The 19788-nt window shown below is 65.9% G+C and carries 17 protein-coding genes, 1 tRNA gene and 1 pseudogene; 8 read left to right on the forward strand and 11 right to left on the reverse strand.

Going from position 1 to position 19788, the window contains the following annotated elements:
* Positions 1 to 27: 27 nt before the first annotated feature.
* Positions 28 to 717: a type II secretion system protein N gene (gene gspN / locus OF829_RS09385; protein WP_264939750.1), complete on the reverse strand. Its 690-nt coding sequence runs from the start codon at positions 715 to 717 to the stop codon at positions 28 to 30.
* Positions 718 to 740: 23 nt separating this feature from the next.
* On the opposite strand from gspN, the gene OF829_RS09390 reads away from it, so the two are divergent.
* From OF829_RS09390 to OF829_RS09400, 3 genes are read left to right on the forward strand one after another with little or no spacing between them, the layout of a single operon-like run.
* Positions 741 to 1784: an ABC transporter substrate-binding protein gene (locus OF829_RS09390; protein WP_264939751.1), complete on the forward strand. Its 1044-nt coding sequence runs from the start codon at positions 741 to 743 to the stop codon at positions 1782 to 1784.
* Positions 1781 to 2455 carry a type II secretion system protein GspJ gene (locus OF829_RS09395; RefSeq protein ID WP_264939752.1) on the forward strand — a complete coding sequence of 225 codons (675 nt, stop codon included), beginning with the start codon at positions 1781 to 1783 and terminating at the stop codon, positions 2453 to 2455. The genes OF829_RS09390 and OF829_RS09395 overlap by 4 nt, the downstream gene beginning before the upstream one ends.
* Before the next feature lie 26 nt (positions 2456 to 2481).
* Positions 2482 to 3360, forward strand: a complete 879-nt coding sequence (locus tag OF829_RS09400; protein WP_264939753.1) for a type II secretion system minor pseudopilin — start codon at positions 2482 to 2484, stop codon at positions 3358 to 3360.
* Between the two features lie 99 nt (positions 3361 to 3459).
* Here the strand turns inward: OF829_RS09400 and dinB are convergent, their stop codons facing one another.
* The 8 genes from dinB to OF829_RS09440 all read right to left on the reverse strand — a co-directional run bounded on the left by dinB (position 3460) and on the right by OF829_RS09440 (position 11196).
* Positions 3460 to 4518, reverse strand: a complete 1059-nt coding sequence (gene dinB / locus OF829_RS09405; RefSeq protein ID WP_264939754.1) for a DNA polymerase IV — start codon at positions 4516 to 4518, stop codon at positions 3460 to 3462.
* A gap of 116 nt (positions 4519 to 4634) precedes the next feature.
* Positions 4635 to 5906 carry a serine hydrolase domain-containing protein gene (locus tag OF829_RS09410; RefSeq protein WP_264939755.1) on the reverse strand — a complete coding sequence of 424 codons (1272 nt, stop codon included), beginning with the start codon at positions 5904 to 5906 and terminating at the stop codon, positions 4635 to 4637.
* A gap of 102 nt (positions 5907 to 6008) precedes the next feature.
* Positions 6009 to 6085, reverse strand: a tRNA-Pro gene (locus tag OF829_RS09415).
* A gap of 100 nt (positions 6086 to 6185) precedes the next feature.
* A complete protein-coding gene (locus OF829_RS09420) occupies positions 6186 to 6422 on the reverse strand; it encodes a hypothetical protein (RefSeq protein ID WP_264939756.1) in 237 nt (78 codons plus the stop codon).
* 5 nt (positions 6423 to 6427) lie between these two features.
* The gene (locus tag OF829_RS09425; RefSeq protein WP_264939757.1) at positions 6428 to 7732 is read right to left on the reverse strand and encodes an FAD-dependent oxidoreductase; all 1305 of its coding nucleotides are present in this window, start codon (positions 7730 to 7732) and stop codon (positions 6428 to 6430) included.
* Positions 7733 to 8053: 321 nt separating this feature from the next.
* On the reverse strand, positions 8054 to 8791 hold the full coding sequence (locus OF829_RS09430; protein ID WP_264939758.1) for a CsgG/HfaB family protein: 738 nt from the start codon (positions 8789 to 8791) through the stop codon (positions 8054 to 8056).
* Positions 8792 to 8921: 130 nt separating this feature from the next.
* Positions 8922 to 9401, reverse strand: a complete 480-nt coding sequence (locus OF829_RS09435; RefSeq protein WP_264939759.1) for a SixA phosphatase family protein — start codon at positions 9399 to 9401, stop codon at positions 8922 to 8924.
* Between the two features lie 16 nt (positions 9402 to 9417).
* Entirely contained in the window at positions 9418 to 11196 is a 1779-nt protein-coding gene (locus tag OF829_RS09440) for a B12-binding domain-containing radical SAM protein (RefSeq protein WP_264939760.1), read from the reverse strand.
* Between the two features lie 172 nt (positions 11197 to 11368).
* Between OF829_RS09440 and OF829_RS09445 the strand changes: the two are divergent.
* The 4 genes and pseudogenes from OF829_RS09445 to OF829_RS09460 all read left to right on the forward strand — a co-directional run.
* Positions 11369 to 11498: pseudogene (locus OF829_RS09445) on the forward strand (KUP/HAK/KT family potassium transporter); the annotation flags it as partial.
* Positions 11499 to 11708: 210 nt separating this feature from the next.
* A complete protein-coding gene (gene lepA, locus OF829_RS09450) occupies positions 11709 to 13502 on the forward strand; it encodes a translation elongation factor 4 (RefSeq protein WP_264939761.1) in 1794 nt (597 codons plus the stop codon).
* 84 nt (positions 13503 to 13586) lie between these two features.
* Complete coding sequence (locus OF829_RS09455; RefSeq protein WP_264939762.1) at positions 13587 to 14435, forward strand: hypothetical protein; 849 nt, start codon at positions 13587 to 13589, stop codon at positions 14433 to 14435.
* A gap of 7 nt (positions 14436 to 14442) precedes the next feature.
* Entirely contained in the window at positions 14443 to 16938 is a 2496-nt protein-coding gene (locus tag OF829_RS09460) for a tetratricopeptide repeat protein (RefSeq protein ID WP_264939763.1), read from the forward strand.
* 47 nt (positions 16939 to 16985) lie between these two features.
* Here the strand turns inward: OF829_RS09460 and OF829_RS09465 are convergent, their stop codons facing one another.
* Both OF829_RS09465 and OF829_RS09470 read right to left on the reverse strand, forming a co-directional pair.
* Positions 16986 to 17525 (reverse strand): hypothetical protein, encoded by a 540-nt coding sequence (locus OF829_RS09465; protein ID WP_264939764.1) that lies wholly within the window; start codon positions 17523 to 17525, stop codon positions 16986 to 16988.
* Between the two features lie 43 nt (positions 17526 to 17568).
* Positions 17569 to 18573, reverse strand: a complete 1005-nt coding sequence (locus OF829_RS09470) for a glycoside hydrolase family 5 protein (protein WP_264939765.1) — start codon at positions 18571 to 18573, stop codon at positions 17569 to 17571.
* Between the two features lie 113 nt (positions 18574 to 18686).
* Here OF829_RS09470 and OF829_RS09475 point away from each other — a divergent pair, with 113 nt between their 5' ends.
* A complete protein-coding gene (locus OF829_RS09475) occupies positions 18687 to 19739 on the forward strand; it encodes a hypothetical protein (protein WP_264939766.1) in 1053 nt (350 codons plus the stop codon).
* Positions 19740 to 19788: the final 49 nt, after the last annotated feature.

Below are 19788 nucleotides of genomic sequence, written 5' to 3' on the forward strand. Positions count from 1 at the left end.
TCCCGCGAATGCGGGAGAGGGCTAAAACTACATCCGTCCCGTAAATGGCCGCCCCGCGGGCAAGCCGATAAACGGCATCATCTCCGCTCCCTCCGGCGTCAGGCTGATCGTCAGCGTGCCGTCCTCGGCCAACGTCCCGCTGAGCAGCGTCTTGAGCCGCTGCGTTGCCGGCGCCAGCCGGATCGTGGTGACCTTCCCCGTCTTCTGCGCGGTCAGGATCAGCGACGGCAGCTGGGTCGGCCCGCCGCCGAAGCGCGGGCGGCAGCTGCCGGGATCGCTCACCATCCGCGCCGCCATCATCCGCTCCGATCCGCCGACCACCAGCCGATCGATCTCGACCTGCCCGACGATATCGCAGGCGAAGGGCAGATTGGGCTGGATCGCCTGGAGCAGCGAGGCGGTCGCCGATCCGCTCACCTTGTCGAGCACCGTGCCGCCAAGTCCCGAAACCACGCGCCCGCCCAGATCGGTATCGGGGCCGCGCAGCCGCCAGTCGGCGGCATAGCCGAGGCTGAGCAGTGAGCGCAGCGGCGCGAATTGCCAGCGCGCGACGCTTCCGCCGACGATCCCGACCTCGCCGTTCCAGATCGTCCCCGAAATCCCGCTGCGCCAGGCGTAGTTCTTGAAGACCGCCCCGGCCGGGATCGTCGCGATCATCGCCACGGCATAAGCGGCTATGCCCAGCAGCGCGAAACGGATAAGACGCCGCCGTGCCACGGCACGCTGATCGGGAGTCGCAATTGCATCGCCGGGACCTGCTGAAGCTCCTGCAATCCAGCCTTGTCGCGTCAGCGGCATCGGTCGTGCTTCCCTCGTCTGCGTTCGCAGCGGGCGAGAAGAAGGACAAGCGCCCGATCGCCCTGCTGGTGCCGCTCAGCGGTGAGCGTGCCCGGCTGGGCTCTAGCATGCGTTCGGCCGCGTTGCTCGCCGAAAACAGCGCCTTCGTGAAGAGTTTCGACACGCTCGGCACCGCCGCCGGCGCCGCCGCGGCCGCCACCGCCGCGCTCAAGCTCAAGCCCGCTTTGATCCTGGGGCCGCTGCTCGCCGAGGAAGTCCCCGCGGTCAGCTCGACCGTTGCGGGCCGCGTGCCGATCATCGCCTTCAGCAACGATTCGGTGCTCAAGGCGCCCGGCACCTATATCTTCGGCATCACCGCCGGGCAGGTCACCGGCGCCGTCCTGCGCTATGCCCGCACGCGCGGGGTGCGCAGCGTCCTCGTGATCGACGACGGCACGCCCTGGTCGGCCGCCGCCGCGCTCGCCGCCGGGCGGATGGAGTCCGAGATCGGGCTGCGCATCCGCGTCCTCGCGGTCAGCCCCGGCGCGCCGCTTCCCGATTTCGGCGAGCTGCCCGATGCGGTACTGCTCCCGGGCAGCAGCGAACCCGCCCTTGCGGTCGCCCGCGCGCTCAGGGAATCGGGCGTCCTGCTGCTCGGAACGCTCCAGACGCTCGATCACCGGCCCGATGCGCTCGGCGCGCTCGAGGGCGCCTGGCTCGCCAGCCCCGATCCGGTGGCCTTCGGCACCTTCGCCAGCGAATTCGCCGCGCGCAACGGTTCCAATCCCGGCGCGATCGCCGCGCTGGCGTACGACGCGGCGGGGATCGCCAATTCGCTGCGCGCCTCGAACAAGCTCACGCCCGAAGGCCTGCTCTCGAGCCAGGGCTTCCACGGCGTCACCGGCCCGGTCCGCTTCCGCACCGACGGCAGCGTCGCGCGCGACTTCGCGATCGTCGTCGCACGCCCCAGTGGCTACGAGCCCGTCGCGGTGAGCTCGGGATCATGAGAGCCCTTTGTGGGGTGCGGCACCAGCCCGCTCCCCCACCCGGCCTCCCTTACCATAGGGTAGCCTATGGGAGGCCGGGTGGGGGAGCGGGCTGGTGCCGCACGCCGGCGCAGCCGGCCAACGAAGAATCTGGTTTTACGCTGATCGAGCTGATGATCTCGCTCGGCCTGTTCGCGCTGATCGCGGTGGCCGGGCTCGCGCTGGTGCAGGGCATTCTCGGCGTCCAGGGCCGCACCGAAGTCCGGCTCGATCGCCTTGCGGAGCTTCAGCGCACCATGTTCGTGGTCACCAGCGATATCGACCAGATCGCCACCGGCCGCATCAGCGGCAACGCCAAGGAAGGCCTCAAATTCGTCCGCGCCGCGCCGGGCATCGGCGGCGCGCGCATACCGGTCGAATATCGCCTCGTCGGCGGCATGCTGATCCGCCAGGCGAACGGCGCCCCGCAGCGCCTGCTCCCCGGCGTCGCCTCGGCGCGCTGGCGCTTCTGGAACGGCGCATGGCGCGACCGCTGGCCGATCACCGACGCGCCCGAAGTCGCCGATCTCTGGCCGCAGGCGATCGAGATGGAACTGGTGGTCACCGATGCGAATGGCCGCCCCGCCGGCACGCTGCGCCGCGTCGTCGTCCTCCCCAAACAGCTTCCGCCCGAGCAGCCGGGGCCGCTATGAAACGCCCCGACCCCCAGGAACAGGGCATGATCCTGGTCCCACCCGGCGAAGCCGGGATGATACTTGTAAACGTCCTGATGATGGTCGCCATCGCGGCGGGGCTCGTCCTGCTGCTCATCAACCGCGAGGAACTCGCGCTCGACCGGGGCCTGCGCACCCGCGAGGCGGCGCGTGCGCTCGCGGCGGTGCGTGGCGGCGAGGTCTCGGCGATCGTCGCGCTCCGCCGCGACGGCGACACCTCGCCGGGCCAGGACTATCCCGGCGAACCCTGGGGCGCGCTCTCCGAAAGCGGCGCGCCGATCGAGGGCGGCACGTTCGACCTCGCCATTTCGGATGCCGAGGGCCGTTTCAACATCAACAATGTCCGGTCGGGCGAGGCCGCCTCGCTGATCATGTTCCAGACGATCGCGCGCACCATCGGCCTCAGCGACATGGATATGGATGCCTGTGTCCAGATGGTGCGGCTTGGCGGGCCCGTCACCGATCTCCGCCCGATCCGCGCGATGGGGCTCGATCCGGCGGTGCTCGACCGGCTAGAGAAGCTGGTGACCGCGCTCCCCGGCACCACCACGATCAACCTCAACGCCGCCGACGAGGAGATGCTGCTGCTCCTGTTCCGCGACGAATTCGCGGTCCACCGCCTGATCGAGAAGCGCAACCGCCGCGGCTATCTGACCCCCGCCGATCTGGTTTCGGAAAAGCTCAGCATCCCTTGGGGCACATCGTTCCGCTCGACCAGCTTCTGGGTCCGCACCCGCGCGACGATCGGCGGCACCACGCAACAGGGCGCGACGCTGATGAAGCGCCGCTGGGACCAGCGCGGCCAGACCGAGGTCTTCCCGATCGAACGCTGGCGCGGCGCCGCGGTGCCCCCCGATGCGCCACAATTTGTGGTGAAATCCTGACTTTTCCCCGTTCGCCCTGAGCTTGTCGAAGCCCTGTCTTTCTTCTTCGACCGACCCGCAGAAGAAGAACAGCCCTTCGACAAGCTCAGGGCGAACGGGTTAGAGTAGATCGAGCAGATTCTCAGCCGCCGCCTCCTCGAACCCCGACAGCGTCACCCCGATCAGCCGGATCGCATCCCTGAGGGGAAACAGGCTCCGCACCAGCGCCAGACTCACCGCATGCAGCGTCTCGCGGTCGCTCACCGGCGCTCCCAGGGTCCGGCTCCGCGTCACGATCCGGAAATCGGCATAGCGCGCCTTGACCGTCACCGTGCGCCCGCGCCCGCCGCTCTTCTCGATCCAGCGCCACACCCCATCGGCCTGTTCGAGCATCGCCGCTTCGACCGCCGCGGGCGTGGCGAGATCGACCTCGACCGTCGTCTCCGATCCCGCCGACTTGCGCGGCCGGTCGGGAGTCACCTCGCGATGATCCTCGCCGCGCGAGATGGCGTGGTACCAGGCGCCCGCCTTGCCGAACTGCGCGGTCAGCCAGCCCAGCTCGCGCTCGCGCAGATCGGCGCCGGTGTGGATGCCCAGCCGGTTCATCTTCTCGGTCGTTCGTGGCCCCACCCCGTGGAAGCGCGAGACGGGCAGCGCGGCGACGAAACCGGGCCCCTGTGCGGGGGTGATCACGAACTGCCCATTGGGCTTGTTCTGGTCCGAAGCGAGCTTGGCGAGGAACTTGTTGTACGAAATCCCCGCCGACGCCGTCAGCCGCGTCTCCTCCAGGATGCGCGCGCGGATCTCCGCGGCGGTCTCGGTCGCGGAAGGCAGCCCCTTCAGATTCTCGGTCACGTCGAGATAGGCCTCGTCGAGCGACAGCGGCTCGACGAGCGGCGTGTAATCGCGAAAAATCGCCCGGATCTGCGCAGAAACCGCGCGATAGACCTCGAACCGGTGCGGCACGAAGATCAGGTCCGGGCACCGCCTGAGCGCCGTCACCGAGGGCATCGCGCTGCGCACCCCGAACGTGCGCGCTTCATAGCTCGCCGCCGCGACCACCCCGCGCCCGGAAGCACTCCCCACCGCGACGGGCTTGCCGCGCAATTCGGGGTCGTCACGCTGCTCCACCGAGGCGAAGAAGGCGTCCATGTCGACATGGATGATCTTGCGGGTCATGCTGGCGGGAATACTAAAATGATCGTCATCCCGGCGAAAGCCGGGACCCAGGGTTACTCAACGACGCCGCTCGCGGCTCTGGGTCCCGGCTTTCGCCGGGATGACGGGTTTGGTCCTCAATCCCCCGCCGGCCCCAGATAGTCCGCGCCATAGACCGCCGTGCGGAAATCATGGTGCAGCGTCCCGTCGAACGGAAAGACCTGGACGAAGAACACCGCCGCCAGATCGTTCGCCGGATCGACCCAGAACAGGGTCGAAGCCGCCCCGTCCCAGAAGAATTCGCCCACCGCCCCGCGATTTTCCTTCGCGTCCTTGGGCTGCCCCACGCGCACCGCGAAATCGAGCCCGAAGCCGACATTGCCCTTGCCCGGCAGCCACAGCCGCTGGGTCACGCGCGCATCGAGCTGGTCGGTCGACATCAGCCGGATCGTCGAGGGCTTCAGGATCCGCACCCCGTCCAGCGTCCCCTTGCCGAGCAGCATCCGCGCGAACCGCATATAGTCGTCGATCGTGGTGCAGATGCCCGCACCGCCCATCGTCATCTTCTTGCCCGCCCAGCTCAGCGCCCGCGCCTGTTCGTCGGGCACCCGCGCAAGGCCGGTGGTGGTCTTGGTATAGCTCGCGGCGAAACGCGGCAGCTTGTCCGCCTGCTGCGCCCAGGCGCTGTCCTTCATCCCCAGCGGCTGGAAGATCGTCTTGGCGACATAGTCCGCGAATTTCATGCCGGAGAAGATCTCGACCAGCCGCGCCTGCACATCGACGCCCGAGCTGTACGACCATTGCGTCCCCGGATCGAAGGTCAGCGGCAGCCCGCCGATCATCTTCGCCGCGGTCTCCAGGTCATTGTCGAGGCTCAGCGGCTGGGTCGAGCGCCACAGGATATCGGGCGGCGTCTGCGTGAAGCCATAGGGTACGCCCGCGGTATGCCGCATCAGGTCGCGGATCAGCACGGGCCGCGTCGCGGGCTTGTACATCGCCACGCCATTGGCATCGTTGCCGGCATAGAAGCGCGCATCGGCGAATTCGGGAATGTAGCGCGCGACGGGATCGTCGAGCCCGAACTTGCCCTGCTCCCACAAGGTCATCAGCGCGACGCCGGTGACCGGCTTGGTCATCGAGAAGATATTGACGAGCGTATCGCGGCTCATCCCCCGCTTCGCCTCGCGGTCGGCAAAGCCGAACTGGCCGTAATAACGCTCCCTGCCGCCCTGCCACACCAGCGCGGAGACGCCCGCCGCGCGCCCGCCCGACACCATTTCCGCGAGCGACGTATCGATCCGCTTGGTGTCGATGCGGAAACTGGCAACGTTGTCAGCTTGCGCGGCCGGCGCGGCGGCGAGCGGCGTCAGGATCGTGGCTGCGAGCGCGAGGCGGATGGCTTTGTGCATGGGGTCCCTCTCCGTATTTTTGCGGGAGGATGCGGCGATTGGGGACGGGGGGCAAGAGGCCGCGTGGTCGTACCCCGCGGGGCCTCGATCAAGGCAAGGAAATGGTCGGGAAGAGAGGATTCGAACCTCCGGCCCCTGCCTCCCGAAGACAGTGCTCTACCAGGCTGAGCTACTCCCCGACGGAGTTCCGGATCGCGGGGCTTTCGGGGCCCTACCGGTGCTTGGAGGCGCGCCTATAGCCACGCGGAAGGAGTCGCGCAAGCGGTTGCGGAAGTCGATTCAGGACTCGCCGGCCACGAGCAGATAGGCGAACCGGCCGGCGAGCAGGACGTAAAGGGCGACCATGCTCCAGAACACCACCGGGAGGCGGCTCCGCTCCGCCCATTGCGGCTTGCCGAAGCGATAGCCCCAGGCGATGCGGTGCTTGCGATAGGCGTAGAACAGGTTTCCGAGGGCCAGCATCAGCGCCAGCGCGTAGAAGCCGGATATCATGATGGTGATATATGCCGGCTCCATCGCCGTCACGCTCCCCGCGCGCCCAGCATCGCCTCGATGCTCGTGAACTTCTCCCGCGGCGAACCCTCGCGCGCGGCGGCATTCTCGGCCGCCTCGATCTTCTGCCAGTCGCGGAAGGTCACCACCTCCACCCCGCGCGATTCGAGCAGGGCGTCGAGTCCCGGCCGACCGGCCTTGCCCGCACCCTCGCCGATATCCTCGGCGATGCGTTCGGTGATCGCGATGCCGTCGGGCCGGTTGGTGCCGATCGTCCCCGTCGGCCCGCGCCGCGCCCAGCCGACGGCGTAGAGCCCCGGCAGCACGCGTCCCTCGTCATTGGCGAAGCGCCCCGCGCGGTCGTCATAGGGGATGCCCTCGATCGGCGGCGTCCGATAGCCGATGCAGCTGACGATCAGGCTGGCGGGGATCGCATAGGTCTCGCCCGTGCCCACCGCCGCGCCATTGGGCTCGAGCCTGGTCTTCTCGACGATGATCCGCTCGGCGCGCCCGTCGCCCTCGATCGCGACCGGCATCGCGAAGAAATCGAACACGACCTTGACCGCCTTGCCCGCATCCGCCGCGCGCGTGGCGAAATCGCGCAGGTGCATGACGGACTTGCGCTGCCCCGGCTCGAGCAACGCGTCATCCCCCTCGGGCGGCAGGTCCCTGGCATCCACGATCGGTTGCGCCCGCGTCAGATGCCCCAGCTCGCCCAGCTCCTTGGGCGTCATCGCGATCTGGTGCGGCCCGCGCCGCCCCAGCAAGGTGATCGTCGTGATGTGCGATGCCCGCAGACAGGTCAGGGCGTGCGTGACGATGTCCGATCCGTCGAACTCGGCCTCGGTCTTGGCGAGGATGCGTGCGACGTCGAGCGCGACATTGCCGTTGCCGATGACGACCGCCCCCGGCCCGTCGAGCGCCGGCCCCAGCCCCGCGAAATCCGGATGCCCGTTATACCAGCCGACAAAGGCCGCCGATCCCACCACGCCGGGCAGATCGGCCCCCGGAATGTCGAGCGGGCGGTCGAGCGGCGCGCCGGTCGCCAGCACCACCGCGTCGTAAAGTCGGCGCAGCTCCTCGATCGAAACGTCGCGCCCGACCGAGACATTCCCCACGAACCGCACATTGTCGGTCAGCGCCACCGCCTCGTAGCGCCGCGACACGCCCTTGATCGACTGGTGATCGGGCGCCACGCCGGTGCGGATCAGGCCATAGGGCACGGGGAGCCGATCGATGATATCGACGCGCACCTGGTCCCCGAACAGCTTCTGGCACGCTTCCGCGGTGTAATAGCCCGCCGGCCCCGACCCGATCACCGCGATATGGCGCATATGTCCTCCCCGCTATCTTGCGCGCAGACTAGCGGCGGAGACGGGGAGGGCAAGCGGGGGAGGGGAGCATTGTGCGACCGGGAGAAAAGGCGTTCCTTGAGGCGCGTCGGGTGAAAATCCTCCCCCGGAGGGGGAGGGGGACCACGAAGTGGTGGAGGGGTATTCTCCACAAGCGGCATCGCATGGGGAGATTACCCCTCCGTCAGCCTTCGGCTGCCACCTCCCCCTCCGGGGGAGGATTGGGAGGAAGCTCCGGATACTATCGCCATAAAAAGGGGGCAGGCGCCGCCGCCCGCCCCTCAACCTTCGTCAGCGTAATCCTCAGGTTCCCGGCTGATAGCCGCCGAGCTGGGTCACCAGCTTGATGTAGGCGTCGAGATAGGCGAGCACGATCACCTGGCCGATCTCGGTATTCTGGTATCCGGTGCCGCCCGCCGCGGCGAAACCGCCCCACCAGCCGGCGCCGCCGCCCACGCCGAAGCCGATATCGGTCTTCCGCGCATAGCCTTCGACGACATATTCCTCGGTGGTGCGCGTATCGACCATCGAGAGGGTGACGTTGGCTTCCTTCTTCTTGATGTTGATCCCGCCGATCACCGCGCCGACGCGCCCGCCAACCAGGCCGCCGACCAGGCCGCCCACGCCGCCGCCGCCCGAATTGCGGTTCGCGCTGACGATGTCGGGTTCGAGCAGGAAGTCCGCCGCGCGGACCTGGCCCTTGCCCATGTTCGATCCGCGCTGGAGCTCGCCCGAATCCTCCAGCGCGCGCTCCATCGCGCGGCTGCGCATCGTCCGCTCGCCGCGATTGACGAGGGTGAAGCAGCCCGATTGCTGGACGAAGACCTTCAGGATCGCCTCAGGCGTGCCCAGATTATATTCGCGCCACCACTGATTGTCGGGCGGCACCATCGCGATCGTGCCGAGCGGGCGGGCGCAGCGCGGAATCTCCTGCATGCCGCGCTGTTGCGCCTTGCGGCCCGAGGACTGCGCCTGGGCGGGCACGGCCGCGACCGAAAGCGCGGTGACCGCGACGGCTGCGGCGAAGATCAGTTTACGCATGTGTCTCGTCTCCCATGGATGCGGCAATGCATGGCGTGAGCGGGTTCCGGCTGGTCTTTGGGGGGAATGTCAGCGCTCCTCCGCCACGAACCTGCACAGCCTAGCAGAGTGCAGATACGGGTTCCAGCGCTCAGGGGATTTTCGCGTGGTCGGTTTTGCCGCCGGTCACCGTCCAGATATCGCCGAAATCGGGATGGGCGAGGGGCCCCGGGCGGGTGCCGCCGAGTTGCTCGACCAGATCGGGCACGGTGTTGCTGTGGCCGATCACCAGCACCGGCCCGGGTTCGGCCCTGACCTTCGCGATCAGGCCGGGCGTATCGCGCGGATCGTAGAGCTTCACTGTGATCCCGCGTTCGGCCGCGAGGGGCTCCGCGGTCTGGCGCGTCCGCTTGAAATCGCTGACATAGATGGCGGTGAGCTTCTTGCCGTGGAACCAGCGGACCAGCGCTCCGGCACCGGCCTTGCCCGCTTCGGTCAGATCGGGATCGCGCTCGCCCTCGGGCGTGTTGAGGTGGCGCATCACATAGACGGTCTGCGCCGCGGGCAGGCTCGCCAGCGCGGCCGCACCCAGCAAGGCGGCAACCAGCGCCGTCAGCAGCAATTTCAACATTTGCATGGTGTTCCCTTCAGGCCGCGACGGTCTCGGCTTCCATCTCCTTGGGCCGCCGCACCCGGGTCTCGCGCACCACCGCTTCGGCGCCGCCGCGCGTCTGCTGGAACAGGCCGAGGCTTTCGAGCTCGTCGTCGGCCGGTGGGCTGATCGCCAGGTCCATATAGTCCCAGCGGTCGGGCGCATTGAGCACCTTCTTGAGCAGCTTCTTCTCTTCGCGGAACCCGTGGAGATAGTTGAGGATCTTGGCCGCGCTTTCGAACCAGTAGCGCGGGTAGAAGACCAGCGGGTGCTCGCGCGTCATCCCCGGCCGGCGCGAGCGCCGCCGCTTGCGCCGGATCACCCCGCCCTCGAGCACATGGCACTTCTCGTTGCGGTAGAGCATGCGGAACTCGTTCATATATTGGAGCGAGCGCCGCGGGCTGCCATTCTTCCGCCGCGCATGCCGCTTCGCCACCGTCTCCATATGGTCGAGCGTGAAATAGGCGTCCCAGGCCAGCTGATACGCCTCCTCCCACTCCGCATCGGACATCCGCGCATGCGTCGCGACGCGGTGGTGGAGGTCGTATTTGTTGAGGTCCGGGTCCATCCACTCTTCGGCGTAGAGTTTCTTGCGGTGATCCTCCGATCCCGGCAGCGGGGTCAGGAAGAAGAATTCGAGCATGTCGACCGGCAGCTCGCGCTTGACGATCTCGACGTCGCGCAGGATCGATTCCTTGGTGTCGCCAGGGAAGCCCAGGATATAGCCCGCGATCAGGAAGCAGCCGCGCTCGTGCCACATTTGCATCATGTGGCGATATTCGGTGATCTTGTTCTGGCGCTTGTTCGCCGCGATCAGATTGTCGGGGTTGATATTCTCCAGCCCCAGGAACACCCGCCAGGCCCCCGCGGCCGCCGCCTTGTCGATGAAGCCGGGGATGCGGTGGCACATCGTATCGACCTGGATGGTCAGGTGCACCGCCATGCCCTCTTCCTCGCGCAGGCGGATCAGCGTGTCGAAGAACGCCTCCCAATCCTTGTTGCGGGCGAGATTGTCGTCGGTGACGAAATAGGCCTTGATCCCCTGCGCATAATTCTCGCGGATCATATGCTCGAGATCTTCGGGCGAGCGGAACCGGCTCTTGCGCCCCTGCACGTTGATGATCGTGCAGAAGCTGCACTGGAACGGACAGCCGCGCCCCAGGTCGAAGCTCGACCAGGGCGCCGATGTCTTGATCGCCTCGCGCGGCAGCCAGGGGGTGGGGGTGCCCGAAATGTTGGGCAGGTCGTTCACATAATTGTAGATCGGCTTCATCTCGCCGTTCCACGCGTCGCGGAACACCTGGTCGAGCCGCCCCTCCTCGGCCTCGCCCGCGAAGAGCGAGCAGCCGATATCGATCGCCTCCTGGATCTCGGCGGGGATCTCCTTGAGCATCGAGAGACACCCGGAGACGTGGAAGCCGCCGATGATCACCGGCAGCCCCTCCGCGCGGAACTCCTTCGCCAGGTCGAGCGCGTGCGGATACTGGTTCGATTGCACGCCCACCAGCCCGATCAGCGCCTTCGCCCCGCGCCTGCGGATGTCGCGCGCCATCTTCCTGACGTCGATATGCGCGTTGCACTCGTCGATCGGCGTCATGTTGATCGTGACGTCGGGCCCCAGCACATTGCGCCGCGCCGCATCGCGCGTCAGTCCATTGAGCGCCGCGAGCGAATTGGAGGGAAGCACCGTGCGCCACCAGACGATCGGATAGCCATCGTCGTCATAGTGCGACGGCTTGATCATGATGAAGTCGAATTCGGTGGGCGTGGGCATGCGCGGTCCCCCTCTTCTTGGGTGGAGGGTACCGTATTTTTACGGAGGGACCAAATATCGGAAATAGAGGCCCCGATATCCTGATCTCGATTAGCCTGAATCGGCCATCCTTGAGCCGATATCCTACCGCCGGCTCGTTGAGGATCAGCGCGGGATGCGCCGGATCGCGCTCCAACGCCCCTACATGGCGCTGTGGCGAACGCCTGTTCGCCTGGATGATGAAGAGCTCCGAAAGCGCGATGAAGTTCTTCAAGCTGCCGACCAACCGGGTGATCGAGTTGGGGAGCCGGCTCAGGATCTGATTGCCAATGTAGGATTTCGCCTGCTTGGCTGGCGGCTCCGGACCTTCCGGTCGCTCTTTGAACCCGTCGATCCGCTCATAGGCAATGTTCGTCGTCTTCGGTGTGCGAGAAACATGCGCGATAGTGTGAAGCCAGTGTCAACTTTCGCGCCCGCCGCCCGCGACGCCACCCCTTCGCATCCCCCGCACACCCTGCTAAGCGCCCGCCACCATGGCCACCGACCTCAGCAAGATCCGCAACTTCTCGATCATCGCGCATATCGATCACGGCAAGTCGACGCTCGCCGATCGGCTCATCCAGCGCACCGGGGGGCTCACCGAGCGCGAGATGTCGAGCCAGGTGCTCGACAATATGGATATCGAGAAGGAACGCGGCATCACCATCAAGGCGCAGACCGTGCGCCTCGACTGGAAGGGCCATGTCCTGAACCTGATGGACACGCCGGGCCATGTCGACTTCGCCTATGAGGTGAGCCGCTCGCTCGCCGCGTGCGAAGGCGCGCTGCTGGTGGTCGATGCGGCGCAGGGGGTCGAGGCGCAGACGCTCGCCAATGTCTACCAGTCGATCGAGCATGACCACGAGATCATCCCGGTCATCAACAAGATCGACCTGCCCAGCGCCGAGCCCGAAAAGGTCCGCAACGAGATCGAGGAGATCATCGGCCTCGACGCCTCGAACGCGGTGCTCGCCAGCGCCAAGTCGGGCATCGGCATCGACGAGGTGCTCGACGCGATCGTCGAGCGCATCCCGCCGCCCAAGGGCGACGCCAATGCGCCGCTCCGCGCGATGCTCGTCGATAGCTGGTACGATCCCTATCTCGGCGTCGTCATCCTGGTCCGCGTGATCGACGGCTCGATCAGGAAGGGCCAGCAGGTCAAGTTCATGCAGGCCGGCACGACGCACCTTGTGGACCGCGTCGGTGCCTTCCGCCCCAAGATCGAGCAGCTCCCCGATCTCGGCCCCGGCGAGATCGGCTTCATCACCGCGCAGATCAAGGAAGTCGCCCAGGCGCGCGTCGGCGACACGCTGACCGATGCCAAGCGGCCCGCCGCCGAGGCGCTGCCGGGGTTCAAGGAAGTCCAGCCGGTCGTCTTCTGCGGCCTGTTCCCGGTCGACGCCGCCGATTTCGAGAAGCTGCGCGAGAGCATCTCGAAGCTGCGCCTCAACGATGCGAGCTTCAGCTTCGAGATGGAGACCAGCGCCGCATTGGGCTTCGGCTTCCGCTGCGGTTTCCTGGGGCTGCTCCACCTCGAGATCATCCAGGAGCGGCTGACCCGCGAATATGATCTCGACCTGATCACCACCGCGCCCTCGGTGGTCTACAAGATCGCGCTCACCCATGGCGGCGGCCATATCGAGCTCCACAACCCCGCCGACATGCCCGATCCCAACCGGATCGAGGAGATCGAGGAGCCATGGATCAAGGCGGTGATCTACGTCCCCGACGAGTATCTGGGCAGCATTCTCAAGCTCTGCCAGGACCGCCGCGGTATCCAGCTCAACCTCACCTATGTCGGCGGCCGCGCCCAGGTGACCTACGAGCTGCCGCTCAACGAGGTGGTGTTCGATTTCTACGACCGGCTGAAGAGCATCAGCCGCGGCTATGCCAGCTTCGATTACGAGCAGATCGGCCACCGCCCCGGCGACCTCGTCAAGATGAGCATCCTCGTCAACAACGAGCCGGTCGATGCGCTCTCGATGATCGTCCATCGCGGCACTGCGGAAGCGCGGGGCAGGGGCATGTGCGAGCGCCTCAAGGACCTGATCCCGCGCCACCTGTTCAAGATCCCGATCCAGGCCGCGATCGGCGGCAAGGTCATCGCCCGCGAGACGATCGCCGCGCTCCGCAAGGACGTGACCGCGAAATGCTATGGCGGCGACATCACGCGTAAGAGGAAGCTGCTGGAGAAGCAGAAAGAGGGCAAGAAGCGGATGCGCGAATATGGCTCGGTGCAGATCCCGCAGGAGGCCTTCATCGCGGCACTGCGGATGGGGGAGGAGTAGGGAGCCACGACTGCGGCGGAACTTGCTTCATCTTGCCGCGGCGGAATTGCAGGCTAGTGTGGACCTCGGGGGTACTTGTCCGGAATGCCGATCCATTGCCCGAACTGCGGCGAGCTGAATACCGACTATTCGGCGTCCCATTGCCGTTGCGGGTATTTCCTGGGATGGCCCAATCACCGCAAGGCATTGTCCGAGCAGCCCGATCTTGCCGGCAGATATGCAGGCGCCTGCCAGGATCTTCATGCGCGCGGACTCTCCGCCTTGATCCCCCCCCTCGAAAGCCTGGCGGCCAATACGCTGCCGGCGATCACCATGCCGTGCGAGGCCTGCGACGACCTGCTGATGGGGAAGAAATATCACAACTATTACAGCCGGATCGATTTCGGCGCGCGCTTCCCGGCGGCGGAGGTCGATCATGCCGATCGGGCCGGGGTCAATCAGCGCCTGTATCCCGGATATGCCAACCGGCTCATCTATGCCCAATTGTCGCCCGACGGGCGCGGCCTGCCGAATTATGGCGAGGTGACCGTCATATGGAATATCGACCCCAACTATCTCGGAATTCGGACCAGCTTGCTCGAGGAAAACGAATATCGCTTCGTTGAAAATCACGGGCTGGGCGCGCTCGGCAGCGTCGTACCTCCGGGATTCCGCGCAATCTGGGACGATCGCATCAAGCTGGTGGTCGCCAAGCTCGCGTCGGCGCTCACATCGGCCACGACGGTCGCCGATCTGCCGCATCTGCTCCTGGCGCCGGGCGCGACCCGGCAGGACGATGTGTTCGTCGAAGCGGTGATCTATGGGGACCCCGGCATCGACGCGCGCGACGTCAAGAGCGTCCATCTGGAACAGATCCTGACCGATCGGGTGAAGCGGATGCGGTGGGACATTGTTTTGGAATTATGCACCATGCGCGGCATAATGGTGGTTTGAAGTCGATATGATAGCCGATGCCATCATCTCCGGTTCGATCGAACAGGCGCTTTATCGCGACGCGGACGGCCTGTGGGTCGTCGGCGTGCCCGACGAGCGCCCGCGCCCGGCGGCGCCGCGCGACGTGATGACCTTTCGGGGCATTGCCCGCGAGGTCTGCAACGCCAGCGCCGATGGTCTGCCCATCTCGTTCGAGACGCTCCTCGAGCGGCTGCGGCACGAAGTCGCCTTTGCGCGCGCCTTGCGCGGCGTGCTGATCGGTATGGATCCCGATTTCAGCGAGCGGTTGAGAAGGTCCGGCATCGATTCTGCCGACGCCATTCTGGCCGCGCATCCGGGCCTCGAAGCGGCGGTCGGCTTGCGCCTGCATGTCCCGACGAACGGGCAGGAGTGGGACCCGGGACAGGGATTGGAGTTTGCCGCGGCGATGGGCGCGGCGCGGGTGGCGTCGGTCTATTCGCCCCTGGCCGACGAGGCCGTCAGCCGGGTTTTCGACGCGCTCGAACAGGTTATCGAGGATCAGCTCGGCAAGGGCGTCGAAGCCCATCATGCGCGCGCGGGCCTGATCCAGTCGGGGCTGGTCTCCCGGGTTTGCACGCTGGTGAGCAGGGCCGACGGCGCAGCGCTGAGGGATCTGACCTTTCACCGATCGGATTTCCCAGGGCTCGCCGGCATCGATCCGAACGGAAAGGTCACCCTGGCGCTTGTGAGGCACTTGTCGGTGGCGTCGATCGAGGTCCAGAGGACCGCGGCCGGCGCCGACGAGCAGGAGGCCGGGCATTCGCGCGCCATGTCGCTCGCCGATGCCGTGATCCAGGCTCGCGACGGCTGGGCGCGGCGACGGCAAAAGGGCACGACGCAGCACCAGTTCGATATCACCGCCATTCAACGGGAAATCGACTGGATCGCAAACTGCATCCAACGCGATCAGCTCGCGCGCGCCGAATATGCGCTTCTTCAGCTGATTCTGGAGCAGGCGGATCGCAGCAAGCCGTCGGATCTCGCCAAGACGTTGACCAGTATCGCCGATCAGGCGCGTCGGGCGCGGTATTTCGACTTCTGCCTGGAGCTCCTCGACCTGGTCGATCTTCTCGAGGCAAGGGACGCTGCAGCGGCAAATGTGCGGGGCGAAGTCCTGAAGGCGATGGGACGGTACGACGAGGCGCTGGCGACATTCTTCGCGACGATGGAGCGGTTTCCCGCGAACGAAGTGGCGCCCACCGCTTATGCCGAGACGTTGCGCGAACTGGGCCGCCATGACGAAGCGCTCGCAACCTACCGCGCGGCGATGAAGCGGTTCCCGAACAATGTCGTGACCCCGAACGCCTATGCGGGGGCGCTGCGGGAGCTTGGCCGCTATGACGAGGCGTTGAAAACGTTCCGCGCGACGATGAAACGGTTCCCGGACGACGTGGTGTCGCATACCGCCTATGCGGAGACATTGCGGGAGCTCAGGCGGCATGACGAGGCGCTGGAGATGTTCCGCGCGACGGCCGAGCGGTTCCCGACGGACGAGGTGGCGCCCACCGCCCATGCGGAAGCCTTGCGGGAACTGGGCCGCTATGACGAAGCGCTGACGATGTTTCGCGGCATCATGAAGCGGTTCCCGAACAATATGGTGGCCCCGAACGCCTATGCGGAGACGTTGCGCGACCTGGGCCGTCATGACGAGGCGCTGGCGAGGTTCCGCGCGACGATGGAGAAGTTCCCCACGGACGTGGTGGCGCCCACCGCCTATGCGCAGACCCTGCGCGAATTAGGCCGTCACGACGAGGCGCTGGCGGCGTTCCGTGCGACGCTGGATCGGTTTCCCAACAATGAAGTGGCGCCCACCGCCTATGCGGAGACGTTGCGTGAACTGGGCCGTCATGACGAAGCGCTGGCAACCTTCCGTGCGACGATGGAGCGGCACCCCGGCAATTCGCGAATTCGGACGGCCTACGCCAATTTCCTGGTTTCGCTGGGGCGCCCTGCGGAAGGCGAGGCGCTCCTGAAGGAGACCGCGCGGCACCCGCACACGCGAAACGAGTGGGTGGCGGCCCATGTGTTGGCGATGTCGTTGCTGCGGCGGGGCGATTTCGAATCGGCGCTGGCCATCCTGAAGGATGGAAGGGAGGCCCCCTTTGCGGATGTCGCGCCCTATTTCCGGAGCAGCTATGCGCTGGCGCTCGTCACCCAGCATCGCGCGGGCGAGGCGTTGCGGGAATTCGAAACGCTCCGCAAGGATCGGCTGCCGGTCGATGTGAGCATTCCAATGCTGGAGGCGCATGCGTTTGGCGAGTTGGGCGACTATCAAGCCGCAACCGACCTGCTCGGCAAGATCGACAAGTGCCGGCTTTCCACCGATCAGAAGGCGCTTTCGGATCTGCTGGTCCGGAAATATGTGCTGAGAAACGTCAATTCGATCGAGCTGGAAGCGGTCAACGACAATATCCTGAAGATGGAAGTGAGCGTCAGCCTGGCCGCTACCCGGGAAATTCTTCTGTGGAAGCGCGCGGCATAGGGTGCGGGTCTCGAGGCCGGCGGGCCGGAATGCTCAACTATCCGCGATCATAGGGACATCGCCGCCCGCAACGCCGCCATCCGCGCATCGATCGGCGCCAGCCTTGCCCGGTCCTCCTCCGAAAACAGCGGCAGCACCTCGATCCCCGGGGACCAGTATTTCCGCGTGATCGCCCCGCGCTCGGCCACCAGTTCGATATATTCCGCCGCCAGCGCGTTCCCCCCGTCCGGCGCCATCACGTTCGGGCGGAAGGTGCTCGGGTCGTAGACCGCCTCGGGATCGGGCAGGAACAGGATGCGCTCGGGATCGCCGAGCTGCGGCGTCACGTCGAGCAGGCTGCCGTCGGGCCGCCGCCACACCGCATGATGCTCGGCCTCGAACCAGCGGCCAGGCCAGTGCCAGATCGCCCAGCCATAGGCCGCCTCGCCGCCATGTGCCGCCGCCTGCGCCACCGAATTGTCGAAACAATAGGCGACCTTGGCGTGCGGGGCGGGCTCGACCGGCACGTAGAAGGGCGCGTGCGGCGAAAGGGTCGCGCAGAAGGCGAGGGTGGCGTCGTCGATTTGCGCGGGCGGGCCGAGGATCATGGCGGCGCGCTAGCGCGCCGCAACGGCCGCGTCCAGCTCGCAATTATCCTTCTGGAATCAGTGCCTTGCGGATCGGCTCCACCCATTGATCCTTGGCCATGTCCCACAGCACGAAATCGCTGTCGAACTGCCAATAGGCCCAGAGGAAGCCGCGCTTCTCGGCCTCGCGCCGGACGGTGGCGGTGTAGCGCGCCCGGTCCTCGATCGGCGTGCCGCTGCGGTCATAGGCGCCGAATTCGCCCATCAGGATCGGGCGGTCCTCGGCCTTCGACCAGGCCTGGACCTTGTCGTAATCGCCCGCGATCCGCGCCTCGTCGGCGGCGGTGAAGGGAACGCCGTGGACATCCTTCATCCCCTCGGCCCAGGGCGCGCCCTGATGCGTGAAGCCGAACGGCTCATAGCTGTGGAAGGTCACGATGATGTTGCGGTCGGCCTTGGGGAGGACGAGATTGGGCAGCTCCCCCAGATTGTTCCAGCGGACCGGGCCGATCACCACCGTGCGGTTCGGATTGGTCGCGCGGACCACCGGCAGCACCTTCGCGATCATCGCATTCCAGCGCGGCGCGTCGAGCTGGCCGTTGGGCTCGTTGAGCAGCTCGAACAGCACCGATTTGGGCGCCGCTTTGTAATGCTCGCCCATCTGCTGCCAAAAGGCGATCAGCTTGGTCTCGCACGGGTCCGCATTCGCCGCGCAATAGGTGAAATCATGCTCGTCGAGGATGACGCCGAGCCCCGCCGCGCCCGCCTCCTTCACCACCCAATCGAGCGTCGCGAAGAATTGCGGGGACAGCTTGTTGTCGGCGTCCATGTGCCGGAAGCCCGACAGCACCACGCGCACGAAATCGAAGCCGCCCGCCTTGATGATCCCGAAATGCCGCGTCTGGAAGCGCGCCTTGGCCGGATCGCGCCACAGCGGATCATATCCGATGATGTTCACCCCGCGCTTCATATGCGCTGCGGTCTCCCAGGCAGGCCCGGCGCGCTGCGCACCTGCGGCGGCGGGCAGCAGCAGCGCGAGCGCGGCGGCGATCAGCGTGATGAAGCGCATCGGGGACCCTCTCCTGGTGTTTGCGACTGGCTAGGTGCGGGTGTGGCGCGTGTAAAGCGGTGATGACCGTCGTGGACTCGTTGCGATGACCCACAATGTGGTAGCCCGTCACTATGTACAAGAAACGGACTGTGTTTGTGATCGGCGCTGGATGCAGCCACGAGTTCGACCTGCCGCTCGGGCCAAAACTTCGTGATCATATCTTCAGCGCTGCGCTGAATGGGACAAGTGGCGTTGTGGGGCAAGCGATGCTTCGTGCGCCTATTCCAAACGCCAACATTGACATAGATCGCCGAATGGCAGCCTTTGCGAACGGCCTTCATTCGAAGGCGAGCATCGATCAATACCTTCACTTTCATCGCGAAGACGAATGGAAGGTGATGCTCGGCAAGTGCGCCATCGCGGCGACCATCCTGGAGAGTGAGCGAGCTTCCAAGCTTGCCAGGGGTATGGTTGCCCACGGTATGCTCTCGATAGGCGACACGTGGCTATTGAAGCTGTTTCACGGAATGAATGACGATACCGACCTGCCAACGGTCGAGAGACTGTTTCAAAACGTGAGCTTCATCTGTTTCAATTACGACCGCTGCGTCGAGGTCGCGTTTTTCAATGCCATCCGATTTCTCACCGATGCGCCCCTCGAGCGAGTTGCCGAAGTGATGCAGAGGCTTAGAATCTGGCACCCCTACGGCACGGTTGGTACCCTGGATTTCCAATCATTTGGTGAGAGGAACGCATTGCTCGGATTCCCTCAGACTTCGGTCGGGTTTGAAGAAGTGCTTCAGGGAGCAAAGCTACTCCGAACCTTCACACAGGGAATGGACGACGAGAAAATACTCGCGGAGATGCGGACTGCGCTGAGTGAGGCCGAGCAGGTTGTCTACCTCGGATTCAGTTTCCTTGATCAAAATATGGAGCTTCTGAAAGCTCCAACTCCGAAGCCATCCAGCGCGATCTACGCGACCACGCTTGGTCTCTCATCACCTGACAAGAACCTAGCGCGTTGGGCGATGGCAAGTGCAACGGTCGATCCGGCCTCTCCGGATGAGCCCCTTGCGGTTTTCAGGCGAAACAACGCGATCGCCGAGAGGCGAAAGAAGGTTGATACGCTCCATGCGACCGCGAGCGAATTCTTCGATCACTTTGGAAACGCCCTGCGCAGATAGCCACCGCGCCATTTACCGTTTTCAAACGCCCCATCGGGCAGAACCGCGC

Origin of the sequence: Sphingomonas caeni, assembly GCF_026013415.1 — a bacterium.
GTDB classification, from domain to species: domain Bacteria; phylum Pseudomonadota; class Alphaproteobacteria; order Sphingomonadales; family Sphingomonadaceae; genus Sphingomonas; species Sphingomonas caeni.